The 19,124-nt window shown below is 65.6% G+C and carries 24 protein-coding genes and 1 pseudogene; 11 read left to right on the top strand and 14 right to left on the bottom strand.

Going from position 1 to position 19,124, the window contains the following annotated elements; all coding sequences use genetic code 11:
- The 11 genes from AAFG50_RS19045 to AAFG50_RS18995 form a co-directional block, all read right to left on the bottom strand.
- Entirely contained in the window at positions 1-705 is a 705-nt protein-coding gene (locus tag AAFG50_RS19045; RefSeq protein ID WP_028171046.1) for a glutathione S-transferase N-terminal domain-containing protein, read from the bottom strand.
- Positions 706-810: 105 nt separating this feature from the next.
- Positions 811-954, bottom strand: a complete 144-nt coding sequence (locus AAFG50_RS19040) for a hypothetical protein (protein WP_165448151.1) — start codon at positions 952-954, stop codon at positions 811-813.
- A 117-nt stretch (positions 955-1,071) separates the two neighbouring features.
- Complete coding sequence (locus AAFG50_RS19035) at positions 1,072-1,737, bottom strand: DUF429 domain-containing protein (RefSeq protein WP_028171045.1); 666 nt, start codon at positions 1,735-1,737, stop codon at positions 1,072-1,074.
- A 27-nt stretch (positions 1,738-1,764) separates the two neighbouring features.
- Positions 1,765-2,112: a carboxymuconolactone decarboxylase family protein gene (locus tag AAFG50_RS19030; protein WP_028171044.1), complete on the bottom strand. Its 348-nt coding sequence runs from the start codon at positions 2,110-2,112 to the stop codon at positions 1,765-1,767.
- A 3-nt stretch (positions 2,113-2,115) separates the two neighbouring features.
- A complete protein-coding gene (locus AAFG50_RS19025; protein WP_028171043.1) occupies positions 2,116-2,637 on the bottom strand; it encodes a sigma-70 family RNA polymerase sigma factor in 522 nt (173 codons plus the stop codon).
- The gene (locus tag AAFG50_RS19020) at positions 2,634-2,843 is read right to left on the bottom strand and encodes a DUF2892 domain-containing protein (protein WP_028171042.1); all 210 of its coding nucleotides are present in this window, start codon (positions 2,841-2,843) and stop codon (positions 2,634-2,636) included. Before AAFG50_RS19020 ends, AAFG50_RS19025 begins: the two co-directional genes overlap by 4 nt.
- 95 nt (positions 2,844-2,938) lie before the next feature.
- The gene (locus tag AAFG50_RS19015; protein ID WP_028171041.1) at positions 2,939-4,123 is read right to left on the bottom strand and encodes a serine hydrolase domain-containing protein; all 1,185 of its coding nucleotides are present in this window, start codon (positions 4,121-4,123) and stop codon (positions 2,939-2,941) included.
- A 74-nt stretch (positions 4,124-4,197) separates the two neighbouring features.
- Positions 4,198-4,890 carry a GNAT family N-acetyltransferase gene (locus AAFG50_RS19010; protein WP_028171040.1) on the bottom strand — a complete coding sequence of 231 codons (693 nt, stop codon included), beginning with the start codon at positions 4,888-4,890 and terminating at the stop codon, positions 4,198-4,200.
- 4 nt (positions 4,891-4,894) lie between these two features.
- Positions 4,895-5,242, bottom strand: coding sequence for a Lin0512 family protein (locus AAFG50_RS19005; RefSeq protein ID WP_028171039.1), 348 nt, complete (start codon positions 5,240-5,242; stop codon positions 4,895-4,897).
- Between the two features lie 208 nt (positions 5,243-5,450).
- Positions 5,451-7,115, bottom strand: coding sequence for an acetolactate synthase large subunit (locus AAFG50_RS19000; RefSeq protein WP_028171038.1), 1,665 nt, complete (start codon positions 7,113-7,115; stop codon positions 5,451-5,453).
- Positions 7,116-8,111: 996 nt separating this feature from the next.
- Positions 8,112-9,005: a LysR family transcriptional regulator gene (locus AAFG50_RS18995; protein ID WP_028171037.1), complete on the bottom strand. Its 894-nt coding sequence runs from the start codon at positions 9,003-9,005 to the stop codon at positions 8,112-8,114.
- A gap of 104 nt (positions 9,006-9,109) precedes the next feature.
- Between AAFG50_RS18995 and AAFG50_RS18990 the strand changes: the two genes are divergently transcribed.
- From AAFG50_RS18990 to AAFG50_RS18960, 7 genes are all read left to right on the top strand, one after another.
- A complete protein-coding gene (locus AAFG50_RS18990; protein WP_028171036.1) occupies positions 9,110-9,850 on the top strand; it encodes an SDR family oxidoreductase in 741 nt (246 codons plus the stop codon).
- A 36-nt stretch (positions 9,851-9,886) separates the two neighbouring features.
- Entirely contained in the window at positions 9,887-10,120 is a 234-nt protein-coding gene (locus tag AAFG50_RS18985) for a 4-oxalocrotonate tautomerase family protein (RefSeq protein WP_011086795.1), read from the top strand.
- Positions 10,121-10,204: 84 nt separating this feature from the next.
- Positions 10,205-10,888, top strand: coding sequence for a GntR family transcriptional regulator (locus AAFG50_RS18980; RefSeq protein WP_039184364.1), 684 nt, complete (start codon positions 10,205-10,207; stop codon positions 10,886-10,888).
- Positions 10,885-12,135: a dicarboxylate/amino acid:cation symporter gene (locus tag AAFG50_RS18975; RefSeq protein WP_028171035.1), complete on the top strand. Its 1,251-nt coding sequence runs from the start codon at positions 10,885-10,887 to the stop codon at positions 12,133-12,135. Before AAFG50_RS18980 ends, AAFG50_RS18975 begins: the two co-directional genes overlap by 4 nt.
- Positions 12,135-13,178, top strand: a complete 1,044-nt coding sequence (locus AAFG50_RS18970) for a low specificity L-threonine aldolase (RefSeq protein ID WP_028171034.1) — start codon at positions 12,135-12,137, stop codon at positions 13,176-13,178. Before AAFG50_RS18975 ends, AAFG50_RS18970 begins: the two co-directional genes overlap by 1 nt.
- 65 nt (positions 13,179-13,243) lie before the next feature.
- A complete protein-coding gene (locus AAFG50_RS18965; protein WP_028171033.1) occupies positions 13,244-13,597 on the top strand; it encodes an MmcQ/YjbR family DNA-binding protein in 354 nt (117 codons plus the stop codon).
- Positions 13,598-13,699: 102 nt separating this feature from the next.
- A complete protein-coding gene (locus AAFG50_RS18960) occupies positions 13,700-13,855 on the top strand; it encodes a hypothetical protein (RefSeq protein ID WP_053815110.1) in 156 nt (51 codons plus the stop codon).
- Positions 13,856-13,930: 75 nt separating this feature from the next.
- Here the strand turns inward: AAFG50_RS18960 and AAFG50_RS18955 are convergent, their stop codons facing one another.
- A complete protein-coding gene (locus AAFG50_RS18955) occupies positions 13,931-14,401 on the bottom strand; it encodes a MarR family transcriptional regulator (protein ID WP_011086789.1) in 471 nt (156 codons plus the stop codon).
- A gap of 148 nt (positions 14,402-14,549) precedes the next feature.
- On the opposite strand from AAFG50_RS18955, the gene AAFG50_RS18950 reads away from it, so the two are divergent.
- The 3 genes from AAFG50_RS18950 (at position 14,550) to AAFG50_RS18940 (ending at position 16,369) form a co-directional block, all read left to right on the top strand.
- Positions 14,550-14,951, top strand: a complete 402-nt coding sequence (locus tag AAFG50_RS18950) for an Ohr family peroxiredoxin (RefSeq protein ID WP_028171032.1) — start codon at positions 14,550-14,552, stop codon at positions 14,949-14,951.
- Between the two features lie 79 nt (positions 14,952-15,030).
- The gene (locus AAFG50_RS18945) at positions 15,031-15,444 is read left to right on the top strand and encodes a cupin domain-containing protein (protein WP_028171031.1); all 414 of its coding nucleotides are present in this window, start codon (positions 15,031-15,033) and stop codon (positions 15,442-15,444) included.
- A 52-nt stretch (positions 15,445-15,496) separates the two neighbouring features.
- Positions 15,497-16,369, top strand: coding sequence for a bifunctional helix-turn-helix transcriptional regulator/GNAT family N-acetyltransferase (locus AAFG50_RS18940; RefSeq protein WP_028171030.1), 873 nt, complete (start codon positions 15,497-15,499; stop codon positions 16,367-16,369).
- Positions 16,370-16,412: 43 nt separating this feature from the next.
- Here the strand turns inward: AAFG50_RS18940 and AAFG50_RS18935 are convergent.
- Positions 16,413-17,632: pseudogene (locus AAFG50_RS18935) on the bottom strand (MFS transporter).
- Positions 17,633-17,816: 184 nt separating this feature from the next.
- On the opposite strand from AAFG50_RS18935, the gene AAFG50_RS18930 reads away from it, so the two are divergent.
- The gene (locus tag AAFG50_RS18930; protein WP_028171028.1) at positions 17,817-18,278 is read left to right on the top strand and encodes a cupin domain-containing protein; all 462 of its coding nucleotides are present in this window, start codon (positions 17,817-17,819) and stop codon (positions 18,276-18,278) included.
- Positions 18,279-18,456: 178 nt separating this feature from the next.
- On the opposite strand, the gene AAFG50_RS18925 is transcribed toward AAFG50_RS18930, so the two are convergent.
- The gene (locus AAFG50_RS18925; protein ID WP_028171027.1) at positions 18,457-19,044 is read right to left on the bottom strand and encodes a membrane protein; all 588 of its coding nucleotides are present in this window, start codon (positions 19,042-19,044) and stop codon (positions 18,457-18,459) included.
- Between the last annotated feature and the right edge of the window lie 80 nt (positions 19,045-19,124).

Below are 19,124 nucleotides of genomic sequence, written 5' to 3'. Positions count from 1 at the left end.
TCACGGCCGTTTCGGAATGTTGAGCCCACGTTGCACCGCCGGACGCGCGAGTCCCCGTTCGAGCCATGCGGCAACCGATTTGAACTGGATGAATTCGACGAGATCACCGGCGCCGTAGAAGCCGATGAGGTTGCGCACCCAGCCAAGCATCGAGATGTCGGCGATGGTGTAGTCGTCATCCATGAACCATTGCCGGCCGGCCAGATGCGTCTCCATCACGCCGAGCAGACGCCTGGACTCGCCCACGTAGCGTTCGAGCGGCCGCTTGTCCTCGAAATCCTTGCCGGCGAATTTGTGGAAGAAACCGACCTGGCCGAACATCGGCCCGATCCCGCCCATCTGGAAATGCACCCACTGGATCGCCTGGTAGCGGCGCGCGGCATCCTGCGGCAACAGCTTGCCGGTCTTCTCCGCTAGATATTGCAGAATCGCCCCGGACTCGAACAGCGGCAGCGGCCGGCCGCCGGGACCGTTGGGATCGAGGATCGCCGGGATCTTGCCGTTCGGATTGAGCGACAGAAACTCGGGCGTCTTCTGGTCGTCCTTGCCGAAATCGACAAGATGGACCTCGTAGGGAAGCCCGATCTCCTCCAGCATGATCGACACCTTGACGCCGTTCGGCGTCGGCAACGAATAGAGCTGAAGCAGCTCCGGATGCCTTGCCGGCCAGTGCTTGGTGATGGGAAAGGCGGAGAGATCAGACATCGGGACCCCGGCATCGTTCGTGAGATTGTCGCCTAATCTAGGCGAGCGGACGAACGGCACAAGGCCGATGCAGAGGTCACACGATCTTTTCGCACCGAAGCCGGATCACAGCGGCCGCAGCAAGTGACTTGTCGCATACACGATATCGCGCTGCGCACGTTGCTCGATGAAGCGCTGCCCGGTGACGAGCAGGGCTCCGGTGAAAACGAGCGCGAGCAGCGCGGTCGCGAATTGACTGGTATCATTCATCGCACGAGCATCTCTGTAATCTCTTCGCACGGGGAACGCGGGCCGACCATCGACAGTTCCTATATCTGTCAAATAAATTGCCGCTTTATCCCGAGCGCGCCTTGGCGGCCGGTCGCCTCAATAGTTGATCTCCATTCGCAATCCGCGCGGATCGATCTCGCCATCACCGACCGACTGCGTGCTGTCGCGCGCTGCGACCGCGCAGGCGCAGGCGTCGATGAGATCATCACGGCCGATGCCGGTGCCGTGACGCTGCGTCAGCCATTTCCGCAAGCGTGTGAAGCCGCGTTGCTCCAGTAGCGCGATGCGTTGTTCGCGGCCCTGCGCCGATGTCTTGCTCTCGAGCCGTAGGCGCCCGGCGAGATTCCAGAAGATCAATTCCGGATGCGCTTCGCCGATCGCGGCTTGCCGTGCCGGCGTCATGATCTCGTCGACATCCCTGATCTTGTCCCTGATGTTCCAGAGCTGCGCCGACACGCCCCTGCCCTTGCCCTCGTGCTTCCAGTAGTGACGATTGGCTGCCGCCATGTCAGGAAATCTCCAGAGGTCGCGGCGCGCGCCGAGAAACACGGCGGGGCCGACCAGTTCGCGCGCACGCAGGTCGCATGTTCGATAGCCGCTCACGTTCAACCCAATCGGCATGTCGATCATCGCGCGCGCGTGTGGCATCGCGAGCAATCGCGTCAGCCCCGGCGAATAGTCGAAGCCGTGATCGCCGTGCTCGTCGATCCAAGCCGCGACCCAGCCGTAACGAAATCCATCGAGGCCGAGATAATTATTCACGCGGACGACCGAGCCTCCGATGCGCGTTCATCCCGTGGTTTCACCTCGATGTCGCTCGAACAGGCGCTGCGCCAACAGCGCATGGCCGAGCGTGCCGCCGGCGCGGACCGCAGCGGCGATCAACGCAGCTTCCGCGACCTCCTCGCGCGTCGCACCGGCTTTCGCCGCCTGTGCCGTATGCACGTCGAGGCAATAGGCGCATTGCGTGGTGAGCGCGACCGCGAGCGAAATCAGCTCGCGATATTTCGGCGGGATCAAGCCGTCCTTGCGCTCGACGGCATGATTGAAGGCGAGGAAGGCGTTGGCCTCGACCGGCGCGAGCGCGACGAAGGCCGGGACGGATCTCAGGTCATCGGAGTTTTGATAATCGGTCATGTCTCATCTCGTCAGATATTCGCGCATCAATGCGCGGGCGCGATGCAGGCGTGCCTTGACGGTCTGCCTGGACGCGCCGAGTGCGACGGCGATTTCGTCGATGGTCATCTCCTTGACGTCGCGCATCAGCGCGACGTCGCGATAGTGCAGCGGCAGCGCCTCGAAGGCCGCGGCCACGTCGAGCCGCAGATCGGCCTCGGGCCGCGACAGCAGTGCGGCCTCCGCGTCACTCGCAGCGATGGCCGGCATAAGGCCGGCCTTGCGCGCGAGCCGCAGGCATTCGCGCCGAACCACGCTGAACAGCCAGGCGGACAGCGCCAGCAGCGAGCGGATGGTGCCGACATGGCGGAACAGGATCCACAGCGCCTCCTGCGTCGCATCCTCGGCATCCGCCGAACTGCGGCAGGTCGCGCGCGCGTAGCGGCGGATATCGGGCTGCGCCGTCGCGAGCAGCGCCGCGATCGCCTCGGGATCGCCAAGCCGCGCCGCCTCGAACAGGTTGGGCGAGATCGCAGCCGCACTCACGACACGCCTCCTCGTCCGATTCCGGCCATCGCGCACATCGGGCAGTAGCCGACGAGGCCGGTCAGCGCGAAGCCTGCGCCGCCGAGCGCGACCAGCCACGCCGCAAGCCCGGACAGATACGCGAACGCGGCAATCCCGACCGCAATTCCGAGCGCCACCCGCACCGCCTGATGCACGCCACCGATGTTCTTCCTGTAAAATCCCATCACATCCTCCGACACGCGCCGAGGCGGAATGCCTCGAGGACAAGGAGGACGCGACGGGCGAAAAGGATTCGCGGAGGCCTGCAATTTTTTCGCGGTCAGCCTCCGACCGCCTGGTAGGCCAGGCGCTTGAACTCGAAGAAGAACGGATTCCAGAAGCCCATGTAGCGCTGGGCCATCAGGACGCCCGCGGTATTCGCCTGCGGGCAGATCCACCAATGCGTGCCGGCAAGGCCGCCCCACTGGAATTCGCCGGTGGAATTCGCCGGATCGAACGGCGTCGGCGCGAAGGTGACGGCGCCGCCGAGACCAAAACCCTTGCCGGGCATCGGCCCGAGATTGGCAAAGCGGATGGTCTGGCCTGCGGGCAGCTGGTTCGTCATCATCTGCCGCAGCGTCTCCGGCTTCAGCAGTGTATCTGACCCGGGCACCAAGGCGCGCACCAGCGCAAGCATGTCCGGCAGGGTCGAGACCAGACCGCCGCCGCCTGAGAGCCGCGGGAACGGACGGCGATAGGCCTGCGGGTAAGGCAGATTGTCGGCCCGCGTCAGGCCGGGCTTCATCGGATCGAGCACGTCGGCGCCGGTGTAGAGCGCGACCAGCCTGCCCTGCTGCGCTTCGGGCACGTAGAAGCCGGTATCGGTCATGGCGAGCGGATCGAAAATGCGCGCCTTGAGGAAGGCATCGAGGGATTTTCCGGAGACGACCTCGACGACGCGGCCGAGCACGTCGGTCGCCACCGAATATTCCCAGCCCGTTCCGGGATGATAGGACAGCGGCAGATCGGCAAGCTTGTCGATCATGTCGGTCAGCGGCGTCAACGGATTGAGCACGCCCGCCTCGTTATAGCCTTTGAACAGCACCGTGCCGGGGTCGAAGATGCCGTAGCTGAGGCCGGAGGTGTGGGTCAGGAGCTCGCGGATCGTGATCGAGCCCTTCGCCGGCTCGACATCGGCAAGGCTCGAAGCGCCCTGCTTCAGCACCTTGCGATTCCCGAGCTGCGGCAGGAATTTTTCGACGACATCGTCAAGCCCGATGCGGCCCTCTTCCACCAGAAGCATGATCGCGCACGTGACGAAGATCTTGGTATTCGAAAACGCGCGGAAAATGTGGTCGGTCCGGAGCGCGGTTTTCGCTTCGCGGTCGGCAAGCCCGACGCATTGCTGGTCAACGACCTCCCGGCCGCGCAGCACCGCCCAGGACACGCCGGGAATGATCTCCTGATCGACGTAGCGCTGCATCGCCGTCCGTACGGCGGAAAAATCGGTTGTCCTGGCGTCCATGTGTTTCCCCCAATTGTGGTTGGGACGGATATAGCGTGAATTCGAAGGAAATGAAGGGCGATCCCCGAGGGAGCCTATCCCTCCTTCATGAACGCAGTGACGTACAGGCGCCGCCGAATTCGCATGCCCTGTCGCTGGTACAGCGCGATCGCGGACGCGTTGCCGGAAAACACGTGCAGGAACGGAATCTCGCCGCGCGCCTCGATCCGGCGCGCGACCGCCGCGAGCAGCGCCTGCGCATAGCCGCGCCCGCGATAGTCCGGATGGACGCAGACGGCTGTCATTTCGACGAACCTTCCCGGCTTCATCCGCTCGCCGGTCATCGCGACCAATTCGCCGCTGACGCGGATGCCGAGGAATGTGCCGAGCTCATGCGTACGCAGTGCGAATGGACCGGGCTTCGTCAGATCCGTCAGCGCCATCATGGCGGGAACGTCGGCGGCGCTTAATTTGACGATCTCGGCGTCGCGCAGCGAACTGTCAGCGGGCGAGCCGATCATCTGCTCGCCGGTCTCGGCCAGCACCACCTTGAAACCGGCGGGCATTTCGACCGGCTCCGGCGTGAACAACGCGGCAACCTGCGAGCCCGACAGGAGATCACGGAGCGCGGCAAAACTTGCCGCGGACATGTCGGCCATGTCGGCAAACGGCGTCATGTCCACGGGATAGCGCAGCGCTCGCGGGCCACCCTCCGCCAGATGCTTCTGGCTCGTTGTCAGCGCGCTCCAGATCGGGCGATCCAGCAGCGCCTCATCGCTGTCGGACACCGCCCTACTCCTTGTCGAAGCTGACGATGACGGCGGCATTGGCGATGAGGATGGGGTCGTTGGCCACTTCCGTGGCCGAGGGAATCTCAAGTCCGCCCTTGACCGCAGTCACGGTCACGGTGCCGTAGGGCAGCTCCTTCGCAACGGCTTCCTTGTCCACCGCCTCGGGGTTGGGCACTCCGATCGTGACATCGACGAACATGTCGTTCGCGGTCTTGCCGATCATCCGGAAGAAACCGAGGCTCGAATGCCGGATGGCATCCGACACCGCCCGCTTCGCCGCCTTGGTGGCGTCCCTGCCGTGAACGTCGACGCCCATGCCCATCTCGGTGATACAGCGAACGCGAGTCATTTCATATTCCTGTGGCTGGTTGGGTGATTGAGAGTGTCGGGGATCAGTGGCTGCGGCACAAGTGAGGCTGTCATGTTAGCAGGAGGTCTTTGCCGAGACCTCCGTCATTGCGAGCGCAGCGAAGCAATCCAGAGTCTCTCCGCGGAGGCAGCCTGGATTGCTTCGCTGCGCTCGCAATGACGATGTCGAAATAGCTTCGCCCCATCAATCACGCCTTCGACTTCTCGTGAGCCCGCAGCTCATCCACGAGCACCCGCACGTTCTCCGAATAATCGATCGGGATCGAGACCAGGTGCACGCCGCCTTCCCTGAACGCGGCATCCAGCGTCGGGCCGAAGCTGTCGATGCTCGCGATGCGATGCCCCTTGGCCCCATAGGCCTTCGCGTAGAGGGCGAAATCGGGATTGCCAAAGGTCATGCCGAAATCGGCGAAATGATCGACGGCCTGCTTCCAGCGGATCATGCCGTAGGCGTTGTCCTCCAGCACCAGCACGACCAGGTTGAGCTTGAGGCGGACGGCGGTTTCCATCTCCTGGCTGTTCATCATGAATCCGCCGTCGCCGGCGACCGCGAGCACGCGGCGATCGGGATAGAGCATCGCCGCCATCATCGCCGACGGCAGGCCTGCGCCCATCGTCGCCAGCGCGTTGTCCAGCAGCAGCGTATTGGCGACGCGGGTGCGGTAGTTGCGCGCGAACCAGATCTTGTACATGCCGTTGTCGAGCGCGACGATGCCGTTCTCCGGGATCACCTGGCGAATGTCGTGCACGATCCGCTGCGGCGTCGGCGGCCAGCGCGCCTCGGTGGCGCGGTCGGCGATATGCCTGAGGATCTCCTCACGGAGCGGCAGCAGCGCCGCGGCCTGCGGCAGCTTGCCTTCGAGCCGGTCGGCGAGCAGCTCCAGACTCGGGCCCACGTCGCCGACAACCTCGGCATCCGGGAAATAGACCTGCTCGACGCTGGCCGACGTGTAGCTGACGTGAATAACCTTCGGGCCCGACGGCCCCATGATGAAGGGCGGCTTCTCGATCGGGTCGTGACCGATCGCCACGATCAGATCGGCGGCGTCGATCGCGTCGTGGACATAGTCGCGCTCCGACAGCGCCGCGGTGCCCATATAGAGATTGGTGCCGCCGGGCACGGTGCCCTTCCCCATCTGCGTGGTGAAAAAGGGAATGCCGGTTCGCCGCACGAAGCTCGCGATGCCGTGGGTCGATCGCGGCCGGCTGGTCGCAGCGCCCATCATCACCAGCGGATGCCTTGCAGCGAGAATCATCTCGGCGGCACGATCGAGCGCGGCGCGGTGGGCGACCGGAATCTCGATCGGATGGATCGGAATCACGGGAGCGGCCGGCACTTCATCGCCCGCGATGTCCTCGGGCAGTTCGAGATGCACCGGCCCCGGCCGCTCCTCCATCGCCACGCGAAAGGCATCGCGCACCACGGTCGGGATGCTGGAGGCGCTGATGATCTGCCGCGACAGCTTTGTCAGCGGCTTCATGGTCGCGACCACGTCCACGATCTGGAAGCGCGCCTGCCTGCTGCTCATGATCGGCTTCTGGCCGGTGATCAGGATCATCGGCATCGCGCCGAGATGCGCATAGGCCGCACCCGTGGACAGATTGAGCGCCCCTGGGCCGAGCGTCGAGAGACAGACGCCGGGCTTCCCGGTGAGCCGGCCATGGGTGGCAGCCATGAAGGCGGCCGCCTGCTCGTGGCGGGTCAGGATCAGCTCGATCTTGGAGGTGCGGAGCGATTCCACGAGATCGAGGTTTTCTTCGCCGGGAACGCCGAAGATGCGATCGACGCCTTCATTCTCCAGCGCCGCGACAAACAGGTCCGATCCCTTCACCTTGCGTTCCTGCCCGCTCATGTCGCCTCCCGGTCACAATGTCGGCCCCTGTGTTCGACGGGAACCTCAAGTGTATCGTAACCGCGTGGCGCTCCGGCACAACTCACAAAGCGGCGCAGTTGGCCAACTATGTAGAGAGTGACTGTTCCGTCATCCTGAGGTGCGAGGCTTGCGGTGCGAATGCATCGCAAGCCGAGCCTCGAAGGATGAACGGCCGGGATGCAGCCGGGCCGTCGCCCTTCGAGGCTCGCCCTGCGATACATCGCAGGACGAGCACCTCAGGGTGACGGTGATAAATTGGTGCTCGCGACCAGTCGGATTTCCCAATCGCAGACACATCTTCGCATCCTCGCGGCTTGCTTCGCCCGAGCTTTGCTTCATCGCGACACCCTCCGATGTCAGAGGGCGCAGGGAAGGCCGGGTGCCGGCCGGGCACCCACGGTCCACTGTGCGAAAGGTGGCTACGAAAAATCTGCACAGCGGCATACAGGTGAAGCCCAACACACGGCCTTCCCTGCGCAGTGGTTTGACGGCTTATGCCGCGTTCTCCCCGGGGAGCGATGCACTATTGCCCCCGTCGCCGTGCGGATCGCTGATGTGCGCGCCCGGTCGGGCCGCCGCATCACCGCAAGACTTGACGCACAGACCCCGGGCGCCAGGACGACACGGTTTTGCCGTACGCAGATCACACCGGTCGTGTGCGCGACGGCCTTCGCTCACGGTTGCCCGCCCTGCGATGCCCATCGCGCCGATGTGACTAGCGTCCACCGCAGCTCACCCCGCATGTCGTGACGATCGCGATACGCCCTCTGACCGGGATGAGGTGGCGTACGAATACGCCAAAGCCGAATTTCGGTAAAGTGGAATATTTTCGCTTGAGCGGATTGACCCGCAGCTTGGGTGTTTTGCCCGTCGGGCAACGCAAGCTCTTGTAGCCCGGATGAGCGAAGCGATATCCGGGATCCGTGCGGGCGGCGGTCCCGGATATCGCTTTGCCCACCCGGGCTACGAGTCACATCAAAGCTTCGCCTCGGCAAAAATGCCCGATATCCAGTCGAGGAAGACGCGCAGGCGCAGCGCGGGCTGGCGGTTTTGCAGGTACAGCGCGGAGAGCGGCGTCGGTGACGGCGGATAGTCGGCGAGCACTTCGACCAGCGCGCCGCTGGCGAGATCATCGGCGAAGCGATAGCGGGGGGCCTGGGCGAGGCCGAAGCCGAGCCGTGCGAGATCGGCCATGGTGTCGGAATTGTTGACGCGAACCCGGCTCGGCAGCACGACGTGATGCAGCGCGCCGGGAACCGAAAATTCCAGCGGCAGCACATCGCCGGTGCGCGAGGAGACGAAGGCGACCATCTGATGGCCGTCGAGCGTATCAGGCGCCATGGGCACGCCGTGGCTGGCGAGATAGGCCGGGCTCGCCACTGTGATCTCCGCGATCGTGCCGAGGCGGCGCAGGATCATCCCGCTGTCCTCCGGCTCGCCCGACCGGATTACGCAATCGATGCCTTCGCGCACGAGATCAACCAGGCGGTCGCCCTGCCCGATCTGCAAGTCAAGCTGCGGATAGCGCGCCAGGAATGCCGGCAGGTGCGGCAGGATGAAGGTGCGGGTCAGCAAGGGATGGGCGTCGATGCGGAGCAGGCCGCGCGGCCGCGCATCGCGCATCGCGGTTTCCGCTTCCTCGACCTCGGCCAGGATCGCGACGCAGCGGCGGTAATAGTCCTCGCCGTCGAGCGTCGGCGTGACATGCCGCGTCGTGCGGTCGAGCAGGCGCGCGCCCAAGCGCGACTCGAGGCCGCGCAAGACCTCGCTCGCCGTCGAGCGGGGAATGCCGAGATCGGCGGCGGCGGCCGTAAAACTCTGCCGCTCGACGAGGCGAACGAACAGACGCATGGCGTCAAATCGGTCCATGGCCGATTGTTCACCACAGCCGACAAGTGATGGCAAGTCCCGGGCGATTATCCGGCCACGGCGATCAGCTAGATCTCCGGCTGAGGACAACGAGGAGACCTGCCATGACCCACCAACATCAGCGCGCCGCCATCGTGACCGGCGGCTCCCGCGGCATCGGCGCGGCGATCGCCCGCCGGCTGGCGCAGGACGGGATCACGGTTGCGATCAACTATGCAACCGGCCGCGCGGCTGCTGATGCGCTCGTCGCCGAGATCGAGGCCACCGGCGGGCGCGCCATCGCCGTGCAGGCCGACCTCGCCGATCCGGCAACCCCTTCGCGGCTGTTCGATGCAGCCGAGCATGCTTTCGGCGGCGTTGACATCCTCGTCAACAATGCCGGCGTCATGGAGCTCGGGCCGCTCGCCGAGGTGACAGATGAAGCGTTCGCGCGGCAGATTTCGATCAATCTCGAAAGCGTGTTCCGGTCCTTGCGCGAAGCGGCGCGGCGGCTTCGCGACGGCGGCCGCATCGTCAGCTTCTCCTCCAGCGTGATCGGTCTCTACCAGCCCGGCTATGGCGTCTATGCCGCGACCAAGGCGGCGGTCGAAGCCATGACGCACATCCTCGCCAAGGAGCTCGGCAGCCGGCGCATCACCGTCAACGCAGTGGCGCCCGGGCCGGTCGAAACCCGGCTCTTCCTCGAAGGCAAGAGCGAACAGCAGGTGCGCGCCATCGCCGCCATGAACCCGTTCGGCCGCCTCGGCCAGCCCGACGACATCGCAGGAATCGTCGCCTTCCTCACCGGTCGCGACAGCGGCTGGGTCAACGGCCAGGTCATCCGCGCCAATGGCGGCGTGGTCTGACGCACGGCACGATCGCATCACACGGAGAGACCCATCATGCCTTTCGCCAACATCAAGATTCCGCAGGCCGCGCTGTCCCGCACCCAGAAGGCGGAGATCGTGCATCGCCTCACCGCGCTGTTCGTCGACTATTTCGGCGAAGCGGCGCGGCCGCACACGATGGTGCTGATCGAGGAAGTCCCCGACGGCGGCTACGGCCGCGCCGACGAGGTGTTCGTCGTTCCCGACGCCTGGCGCGCCCGCGACGCCGTCACGCCAGCTTCAGGCTGAGCTCGGTGCCGCCCTTGGTCGTTTCACCAGCAAAATCAGCAGCCAAGCTTGACATTCCTCTGACATACCGCTGGTATGTCAGTTATGCCAACCGCCTCCCTCGACCGCGACCGCGCCTATGCCTTGCTCCGCGACCTCGTCGTGTCAGGCGAGTTTGCGCCTGACGAACCCCTCTCCGAACGCAGCCTGTCGAGCCGGCTGGCGCTGGGCCGCACCCCGATCCGCGAGGCGCTGAAGGCGCTCGCCAAGGACGGCCTGCTCACCATCCATCCGATGCGCGGCACCTTTCTGCGCCAGATGTCCTTTGACGATCTGCGCGAGATTCATGAATTGCGGCTCGCGCTCGAAGGCATGGCCGCCTATCTCGCCGCGACGCGCGGGCCGACGGAGCCGCTGCGCCAATGCGCCGGGGAGTTGCGCAGCATTCAGTCGCGCGAAAACCTCGATGTCGAGGAGGCGCAGCAGGTCGGCTGGGCCTTCCACGACGAACTGTTCCGCGCGACCGGCAATCGCCGGCTGGCGCAGTCCTACGACAATCTGCGCGCGCAGAGCGGCCTCGCCCTCCAAAAGATGCGGCAATACAGCGTCGAGCGCACGCGCCAGGCCGTCAGCGAGCATCTCGACATCTACGCGGCCATCGAAGCGCACGACCCTGACGGCGCGCAGCAACGCATGTGGCGGCATCTTTCGTCCGCATTCGAGGCCCGCCTCACCGCGCTGGGCGCGATCCGCACGCAATATCCGGGACAAGGAGACCACCACGCATGATCCGGCCGCTGTTCAGATTGCCGCTCGTGTTCCAGATGCTGCTCGGATTGGTGCTGGGCCTCGGCGTCGGCCTGCTCTGGCCGGATTTCGGCGCGAGCCTGCGGCCGATCGGCACCGCCTTCGTCGAGGCGGTGAAGATGATCGTCATTCCCGTGGTGTTCGCGGCCGTCACGCTCGGCCTCTACCGCATGGGGAGCGAGCTGAAGGTCCTGGGGCGCGTCGCCGCGATCAGCCTCGGCTATTTCTACCTCGCCACCGTGATCTCGATCCTGATCGGCCTGCTCCTCAATGCCGCCTTCCATCCCGGCGCCGGCGCGCCGCTGGCCGCGACCGGCAAGGTGCCGCAGAACCTCGCGGTGTCGGTGGACTGGATCAAGTTCTTCATGGACATGATCCCCTCCAACATCGTCGCGGCGATGGCGGAGCAGAAGATTCTGCCGACGCTCGTCTTCGCCATTCTGTTCGGCCTGGCCCTTGCCTCGGTCGGCAAGGTCGGCGAGCCCATGGTCGCCGTGCTCGAGGCGGTGATGGCGGCGATGTTCAAGATCACCAAATGGATCACCTCGCTCGCTCCGATCGCCATCTTCGCGGTGATGGCGTGGCTGTTCGCGACGCAAGGCCTCGCCACCGTGATCGCGCTCGCCAAGCTCGTCGGCGTGATGTATCTGGGCCTTGCGATCATGGTCGCGATCTTCTGGCTGATGCTGCTTGCGATCGGCGAGAAGCCGCTTGCCGTCACCAAGGCGGTGATGGAGCCGATGATCCTGGCCTTCTCCACCCGCTCCTCGGAAGTGACCCTGCCGCTGCACATGGAGAAGCTGCGGGCGATGGGCGCCTCAGAGCGCATCGTCTCGGTGGTGCTGCCGCTCGGCTATGCCTTCAACCGCGACGGCGCCATCATGTATTTTGCCCTCGCCGTCACCTTCCTCGCGGAAGCCTATGGCGTGACGTTGACCTGGTCGACGCTGTTCACCATCGTCATGGTCACGACGATCGCGAGCAAGGGCAGCGCCAACGTCCCCTCCGGCGGGCTCGTCGCCATCGCCATGGTGCTGTCGGCGATCGGGCTGCCGATCGAGGCGCTCGCGGTCATCGCCGGCGTCGACGCCTTCCTCGACATGGGCCGCACCGCGATCAACGTGTTCGGCAACACGGTCGCGGTGAAGTTGGTCGAGAAGTTTGCCGGCGACATGGCCGCCGATGAGACCCAGCCGGCGGCGGCCGGCCTGCAAGTGCAGGACGCCTGATGGCCGCGCAAGAGAGAGCCCGCGACGGCGTCGTCGATCTGCGCAGCGACACCGTCACGCTGCCGACGCCCGCGATGCTGGAGCGCATGCAGCGGGCCCCGCTCGGCGACGACGGCCGCGAGGGCGACCCGACCGTCCGCGCGCTCGAAGCGCGCGGCGCCGCGTTGACCGGCAAGGAAGCTGCCCTGTTCGTGCCGAGCGGCACGATGGGCAATCTCCTGGCGATGCTCGCCCATGCCGAGCGCGGCGGAGAGGTCTTCGCCGACGCTGGTGCGCATCTGCTCAACTCCGAGCTCGGCAGCGTCGTGACGATCGCGGGGCTGGTGCCCAAGCCCATGCCGAGCCGTCGCGGCGCGATGGACGAAGCGGCGCTTGCAGACGCGATCCGCGGTTCGGAACGTCCCGGCTTGATCGCAATGGAGACGACGCATAACGGCGCCGGCGGCGCCGTGCTGCCCCCGCCGCACATGATGCGAATTCACGCGCTCGGACAGAGCCACGGGATCCCCGTGCATCTGGACGGCGCCCGCCTGTTCAATGCCTCGGTCGCGCTCGGCGTGCCGGCGGCACGGATCGCCGAGCATGCCGACAGCGTGATGGTCTGCCTGTCCAAAGGCCTGAGCGCGCCGGTCGGCAGCCTTCTGTGCGGTACCGCGGCGTTCGTCGCACGGGCGCGCACCTTGCGGAAACTCGTCGGCGGCACCATGCGCCAGTCCGGTGTCGTCGCAGCCGCGGGCCTCGTCGCGCTGGAGACTATGATCGAGCGCCTCTCCAAGGATCACGCGGCAGCAAGGCGGCTCGCCGCGGCCTTGAGCTGGCTCGACCCGGCACTCGCTGATCCCGACCAGGTGCAAACCAACATCCTGCGCATCGACGTCTCCGCAAGCGGACGCGAGGCCGCCGCATGGGCCGAGGGCGTGAAGCAGCGCGGCATCCTGGTGCAGGCCAGCGGCCCCTCGCAGCTCCGGCTCGTCACCCATCGCCACATCGACGGAGCGGCGGTGGACCGCACCATTGCCGCCTTCGCGGCGCTCGGCCGCTAGCGCGCGCATTGCAAGCAGCAAGCGCGCGCATTGCAAGCCGCGCGCGGCGTGCTATCGCTCGCGCCATGACTCCGAAAAGCTTCGAAGCGCGCTGCCTGCGCCTGCCCGCCGCCACCAAGGTGGTGCAGTGGGAGGGCACTTCCGTGTTCAAGGTCGGCGGCAAGATGTTCGCGCTCGGCGGCGGCTTTGCCGCGGGCTCCGGCGGCTACATGTTCAAGGTCTCGGACATGGCCTATGCAATCCTGATCGAGCACGGCGTGGCACGTCCGGCGCCGTATCTGGCTCGCGCCAAATGGGTGCAGCTCGTCAGCAACAACGCCCTGCCGGATGCCGAACTCACCGCCTATCTGGCGCAGGCCCATGCGCTGATCGTGGCCAAGCTGACGCGCAAATCACGCAAGATGCTGGGGCTGGACTAGAGCCTCGCTGCGCCGCCCTCGCCATAACGTGATGTTCCTCCCATGGACTTGTGCTGCACCGCAACTAGCTCAAGGCAAAGTCCAATCGAGATGGAGTGTTTTATGAGCTCACCGAACACCACCACAGCCGCCAAATCTCATCGCTATGAACTCGTGCATGGTGACGGAGCCGACTTCGTCGCCTACCAGCGCCGTCGCGAAGACGGGATTTGGCAGACCTTTGCGACATGGATGATTCCGCGCACGGTCTGCAGCTGAAGCGGAGCGCTTTTCCCTCGTGCTTGCGCCGGAGGCGGACGCCGCCTCCGGCTTCCCTGCAGAAGCCCGCTCCGCTCAGCGCTTCTTCTCTGCACCCGTTTGGGTCGCGCGCAGCAGATTGTCGCGCAATGTGCTCACTGTCTTCTGCACCACCGGAAAATCGTCGCCGAGGCCGGTCGCCTCGATCAGGGACTCGCCGAGATCCTGTTCGATCAGCTTGCGCCCGCCCGGCGTCAGGCTCACCCGCACCTGCCGCTCGTCGGCGGGATCACGGTGGCGCCTGATGTAACCCGTCTGCTCGAGCTTCTTCAGGATCGGCGTCAGCGTGTTGGATTCCAGGAACAGCTTCTCGCCGAGCGCGCTGACGGTCTGCTCGTCCTCCTCCGACAACGCCACCAGGGCGATGTACTGGGTGTAGGTCAGCCCGACCTTGTCCAACAGGGGCTTGTAGGCACGGCCGAAGGCGAGATTGGCCGAATAGACCGCAAAGCACAGGAAATTCGACAGCTTTCGGCCTTTGCCGGCGGCTTTGGGGGAACGGGCCACGGGAACCTCCGCAATTCGTGATCTGCCAACCGATATAAATCGTATCCGATTAAATCGGAAGATCTTGACCGGCGGATGCGGCGGGTTTATTTTAAAGCGTATCCGATTAGATCGGACACGATAAATAGCATCCCGAAAGGACACCGCCATGTCATCCGCTGCCAAGCTTCTCTTTACCGGCAAGACCCACGTCACCTCAGGCTCCGACGGTGCCGCGCGCTCCAGCGACGGCTTCCTCGACATCAAGTTGGCGCAGCCGCATCCGGCCGCCGAAAACCTGTTCGCGGCCGCCTGGTCGGCCTGCTACCTCGGCGCGCTCGGGCTCGCCGCCGCCCAGCGCAAGGTCAAGCTGCCGAGCGAACCGTCGGTCGACACCGCGATCGACCTCAACAATGCGAACGGCGCCTTCTTCTTGCGCGCCCGTCTCGACGTCAGCGTCCCCGGCGTCGACCGTGCGGTGGCGCAGGAGCTGATCGAAGCCGCGCACGGCATCTGCCCGTACTCCAAGGCGGTGCACGGCAACATCGAGGTGACCACCACCCTCGTCTGAAGCGCCACGACGCGGGAACCGGCCGGCATCGGCTGGGCCCGCGTGGTGCGATCAATCCTGCGACCACACGGAGCCGACCATGAGCCATCGTCTTTTGCCCGCCGTGCGTATCCTCGCCAGCGCAGCCGTACTGGCCGCAAACCTGTTCACGCTGCCGGTAGCGGCGCAGCCGGCCGGCGTAACGCGCACCGACCTCCAGCGCCACGATCTCAGCGCGCCCGGCCGCGAAGCCGTGCAGGTGCGCGTCGACCTCGCCCCCGGCGTGGCGTTCGGCCGGCACACCCATCCGGGCGAAGAAATCATCTACGTGCTGTCAGGCGCCATCGAATACGCCGTCGAAGGCAAGCCACCGGTGACGCTGAAGGCCGGCGACGTGCTGTTCATCCCGTCCGGCACGGTGCATGCGGCGAAGAACGTGGGCACCGAGACCGCCAGCGAGCTTGCGACCTATATCGTCGCGAAGGACAAGCCGCTGCTGACGCTGGCGAAGTGAGGCCAGCCACTCCAATTGACCAGGAGACAATATCTGACTAAAGTCAGATATCATGCTCGACCCCGTCTCACGCGTTCGCCGCTTCAACCGTGCCGTCACCTCCGCCGTCGGCGCGCTCGACACCTCGTTCCTCGGCCGTGGCCGGCCGCTCGGCGCCGCGCGGGTGCTCAACGCAATCGGGCACGGACGTTCGGACGTGGCCGAGATCCGAGACTATCTCGGGCTCGATTCCGGGCTGATGAGCCGGCTGTTGCGCAGCCTCGAAGACGAAGGGCTGGTCGAGACCACGGCGCATGCGGGCGATGCGCGCCGCCGCGTGGCAAAACTCACACGCACGGGCCGGCGCGAGTTCGCAGCCTACGAGGCGCTGTCGAATACGCAGGCAGAAAGCTTCCTCGCCCACCATTCGCAGCGCGATGCGCTGCTGGCGGCCATGGACATGATCGCCTCCGCGCTGACACGCGAGCGCGTTGCGCTCGACGAGACGGACCCGCGATCCGAGGAGGCGCGCTATTGCCTCGGCGAATATTACGCGGAGCTCAGCCGCCGTTTCAAACAGGGCTTTGACGTTTCGCTGTCGCGCGATCCCGATGCCAAGGACATGCGCCGGCCGCGCGGGAGCTTCATCGTCGCGATGTCGGATGCGCTGCCGGTCGGCTGTGTCGGGCTGAAGGGAACCGATCACGGCTATGCCGAGATCAAGCGGCTGTGGGTCGCCCCCGCCGCGCGCGGATTGCGGCTCGGCCGTCGCCTGATGGACGCGGCCGAAGACGCGGCGCGCGAGCTCGGCATCGCGCTGCTGCGGCTCGACACCAACAGCGCCCTCCCCGAGGCCGGCCAGCTCTACCGCAGCACGGGCTGGCGCGAGATCCCGCGGTTCAATGACGATCCCTATCCGGATCTGTTCTTCGAAAAGCAGCTGTGAGGCAGAAGTCGCGGGTGTCGCTTCGCTCACCCGGGCTACAGCCTCACGCCGCCGCGGTCGCCACCTGCCCTTGCGGCTTCGCGAACGGGCGGAAGGTCATCGCCATCAGGAAGGCGCCGAGGCCCATCGCCCAGGAGGCGATGTAGAGCCAGGCGTAGCTCGAGAACGCGTCGTAGATCAGGCCGCCGGCGAGCGGCCCCGTCGCCATGCCGAGGCTGCCGGCCATCGCGGTGCCGCCGATCACCGTGCCATCATGCGCAGCGGAAAGTTTTCGCGCACCAGCACCGCGTAGAGCGGCATGGTGCCGGCATAGATGAAGCCGAAGATGGCGCCGACCGCGTAGAAAGTCGCGAGCTGATGCGCGAAGACGTAGGCGAGCGCGCCGAACGCCTGCAACAGCAGGCCCGTGACCAGCACGCGCTTGGCGCCGAAGCGATCGCCGAGCAGGCCGAAGGCGATGCGGCCGCCCATGCCGGCAAAACCCTCGATGCTGTAGATCGTCACCGCCGCGATCAGCGGAATGCCGCAGCTCACGGCATAGCTGACGGTGTGGATGATCGGGCCGGAATGGGTGGCGCAGCAGAAGAAATTGGTCGCGAGCAGGATGAGGAATTGCGGCGAGCGCAGCGCCTCCCCCAGCGACATCTCCGCCTGCGCGGCGTCCTCACCCGACGGCACGGGCATCGCCTGCGCAAGCGCGGGCGGACGGCGCACCAGCAGCGATACCGGGATCATGATGGCGCCGACCACCAGTGCCACGATCTGCATCGAGGTGCGCCAGTCATGGCCGGAGACGAGCCAGGCCGCGAGCGGCGACATCGTCATCGGCGCCATGCCCATGCCGGCCGACACCAGCGAGACTGCGAGGCTGCGATGGGTGTCGAACCAGCCGGTGACGGTCGCCATCATCGGCGCGAAGATCGCCGCGCAGGAGGCGCCGACCAAGAGGCCGAACACGAACTGGAACGCAATGAGCGAGGTCGCATGGCTCGCCCCGAACAGGCTCAGCGCCAACACCGTCGAGCCCGTCAGCACCACCGGCCGCGGCCCGAACCTGTCCGTCGCGGTGCCCCAGGCCATGCTGGTGAAGGCCATCGCCAGAAAGCCGATCGTCATGGCGCTGGAGATGCCGGTCACCGACCAGCCGGTGTCCTTGGCGATCGGCTGCAGGAACACCGGCAGCGAAAACATGCCGCCGATCGCGACACAGCCAAGCAGGCCGCCGGCGGCGACGATCACCCAGCGATAGTAGGACGAGTTCATTTTCCTTGTCTCCCGTCAGTCTGTCTGAGTGAAAGACGATTGGGATTGGCGCGCGCCGACAGGCGACGGTACTTTAATTTTCCGGCGATCGCGACCGCGCCGCCGGTGCGCGGTTCCGCAAGCGCCGCCCCTGATGCGGCCTGTTCGCGCCTCATAACTCCAAAGGCTTCAGGAAAGCACCCGCATGCCCAAGATCGACATCGCCGCAGTGCCGGAGCGCAGAGGCTCCGGCTATCCCTCGCCCTTCAGTCTTCCTTGCGCCGAGCGCATCCGGCAGCGGCTCGGCAACGCCGGAGGCCTTTCCGATTTCGGCGTCAATTTGATGCGGCTGCCGCCGGGCAGCTGGTCGAGCCAGCGGCACTGGCATTCGCATGAGGACGAGTTCGTCTATTTGCTCGAAGGCGAACTGACACTGATCGAGGACGACGGTGAAACCGTCTTGCGCGCGGGCGATTGCGCCGCCTTTCCGAAAGGCAGCGGCAACGGCCATCACATGATCAACCGGTCGGACGCGATGGCCTTCTACCTCGAAATCGGCTCGCGCTCGCCCGCCGACCTCATCACCTGCTCCGACATCGACATGATGAGCCCGGCTTCCGACGGCCGGTTCCTGCACAAGGATGGCAAGCCCTATCCGGACAGCTAGTTCGGCCACGAGAACAAAAACCTCGAAAACAACCCCATGCACAGTAGGCGGGCGCTGCGGGATCAATGACTTACGATGTCGGTCATTTGCGATGCCGATCACTTGCGATACCAGGCCGCAATTTGACTCGTCGGGCAAAACACCGGCATCCTGTCATGATCCCGCCAACGCCATCGCATCAGCCCAGCTGAGCCCGCCTTGCGCCACGCCGCCACGCGCTGACGGTGAGCCAGATCGCCGAGACCAGGAAGTAGAGCGCGCCGACCGCAGCATAACCGGCGACATTCGTGATCGACGGAGCCGCGGGCATCGCGGCTTGAGCGATGAAGAAGCCGCCTGCCAGCGCTGATTGGCCACCGCTGAGCGCCATGGCCCACTGCGCGCCAAAACGCCTCCAGCGCCGGATTGCCGTCCCGAGCTGCAGCAATCCGGACAGGATCGCCCATGCACCGAACACGCCGAGCACCCAGTTCATGCTGACCTGCAAGGCAAGGACGACCGCGACTGTGGTCGCCAGACTGACCAGGACGTTCAGAGCCTGGGTGCGGTTCTGGCTGAGCCCACCGCTGCGCAGCGCGTCGAGCCAATTGGCCGCGGCGTCCCACGCCGGATAGGCGACGAGCAAAGCTCCGGCGACCGGCGCGGAGGACTGACCGACGGCAAACGCAGCGGCAACCCAGGCGACGGAAAACCCCGCGCGCGTGAAGTAGTACAGCCTCAGCCATTGCTCCTGACCGGCCGAATCCGGCTGATGATGATCTCTCATGACAGTCTCCTTACCTACTAGTTGGTAGTTTCTCGAGCGAAGCGAAATTGCATCGACGCAGGTGGCTTGCAGCTTGTGTG

Source organism: Bradyrhizobium sp. B039 (genome assembly GCF_038965675.1).
Lineage (GTDB): Bacteria > Pseudomonadota > Alphaproteobacteria > Rhizobiales > Xanthobacteraceae > Bradyrhizobium > Bradyrhizobium diazoefficiens.
The sequence above is the reverse complement of the archived record's forward strand: the minus strand, read 5'-3'. Positions and strand labels throughout refer to the sequence as shown.

Coding starts and splice junctions, on each gene's coding strand:
- AAFG50_RS19040 (WP_165448151.1), bottom strand. CDS start 954: ATGAATGATACCAGTCAATTCGCGACCGCGCTGCTCGCGCTCGTTTTC.
- AAFG50_RS18970 (WP_028171034.1), top strand. CDS start 12,135: ATGGCCGCGCAAGAGAGAGCCCGCGACGGCGTCGTCGATCTGCGCAGC.
- AAFG50_RS18930 (WP_028171028.1), top strand. CDS start 17,817: ATGCCCAAGATCGACATCGCCGCAGTGCCGGAGCGCAGAGGCTCCGGC.
- AAFG50_RS18940 (WP_028171030.1), top strand. CDS start 15,497: ATGCTCGACCCCGTCTCACGCGTTCGCCGCTTCAACCGTGCCGTCACC.
- AAFG50_RS18945 (WP_028171031.1), top strand. CDS start 15,031: ATGAGCCATCGTCTTTTGCCCGCCGTGCGTATCCTCGCCAGCGCAGCC.
- AAFG50_RS19000 (WP_028171038.1), bottom strand. CDS start 7,115: ATGAGCGGGCAGGAACGCAAGGTGAAGGGATCGGACCTGTTTGTCGCG.
- AAFG50_RS18925 (WP_028171027.1), bottom strand. CDS start 19,044: ATGAGAGATCATCATCAGCCGGATTCGGCCGGTCAGGAGCAATGGCTG.
- AAFG50_RS18960 (WP_053815110.1), top strand. CDS start 13,700: ATGAGCTCACCGAACACCACCACAGCCGCCAAATCTCATCGCTATGAA.
- AAFG50_RS18990 (WP_028171036.1), top strand. CDS start 9,110: ATGACCCACCAACATCAGCGCGCCGCCATCGTGACCGGCGGCTCCCGC.
- AAFG50_RS18985 (WP_011086795.1), top strand. CDS start 9,887: ATGCCTTTCGCCAACATCAAGATTCCGCAGGCCGCGCTGTCCCGCACC.
- AAFG50_RS19005 (WP_028171039.1), bottom strand. CDS start 5,242: ATGACTCGCGTTCGCTGTATCACCGAGATGGGCATGGGCGTCGACGTT.
- AAFG50_RS18995 (WP_028171037.1), bottom strand. CDS start 9,005: ATGGACCGATTTGACGCCATGCGTCTGTTCGTTCGCCTCGTCGAGCGG.
- AAFG50_RS19030 (WP_028171044.1), bottom strand. CDS start 2,112: ATGACCGATTATCAAAACTCCGATGACCTGAGATCCGTCCCGGCCTTC.
- AAFG50_RS19015 (WP_028171041.1), bottom strand. CDS start 4,123: ATGGACGCCAGGACAACCGATTTTTCCGCCGTACGGACGGCGATGCAG.
- AAFG50_RS19045 (WP_028171046.1), bottom strand. CDS start 705: ATGTCTGATCTCTCCGCCTTTCCCATCACCAAGCACTGGCCGGCAAGG.
- AAFG50_RS18965 (WP_028171033.1), top strand. CDS start 13,244: ATGACTCCGAAAAGCTTCGAAGCGCGCTGCCTGCGCCTGCCCGCCGCC.
- AAFG50_RS18950 (WP_028171032.1), top strand. CDS start 14,550: ATGTCATCCGCTGCCAAGCTTCTCTTTACCGGCAAGACCCACGTCACC.
- AAFG50_RS18975 (WP_028171035.1), top strand. CDS start 10,885: ATGATCCGGCCGCTGTTCAGATTGCCGCTCGTGTTCCAGATGCTGCTC.
- AAFG50_RS19020 (WP_028171042.1), bottom strand. CDS start 2,843: ATGGGATTTTACAGGAAGAACATCGGTGGCGTGCATCAGGCGGTGCGG.
- AAFG50_RS18980 (WP_039184364.1), top strand. CDS start 10,205: ATGCCAACCGCCTCCCTCGACCGCGACCGCGCCTATGCCTTGCTCCGC.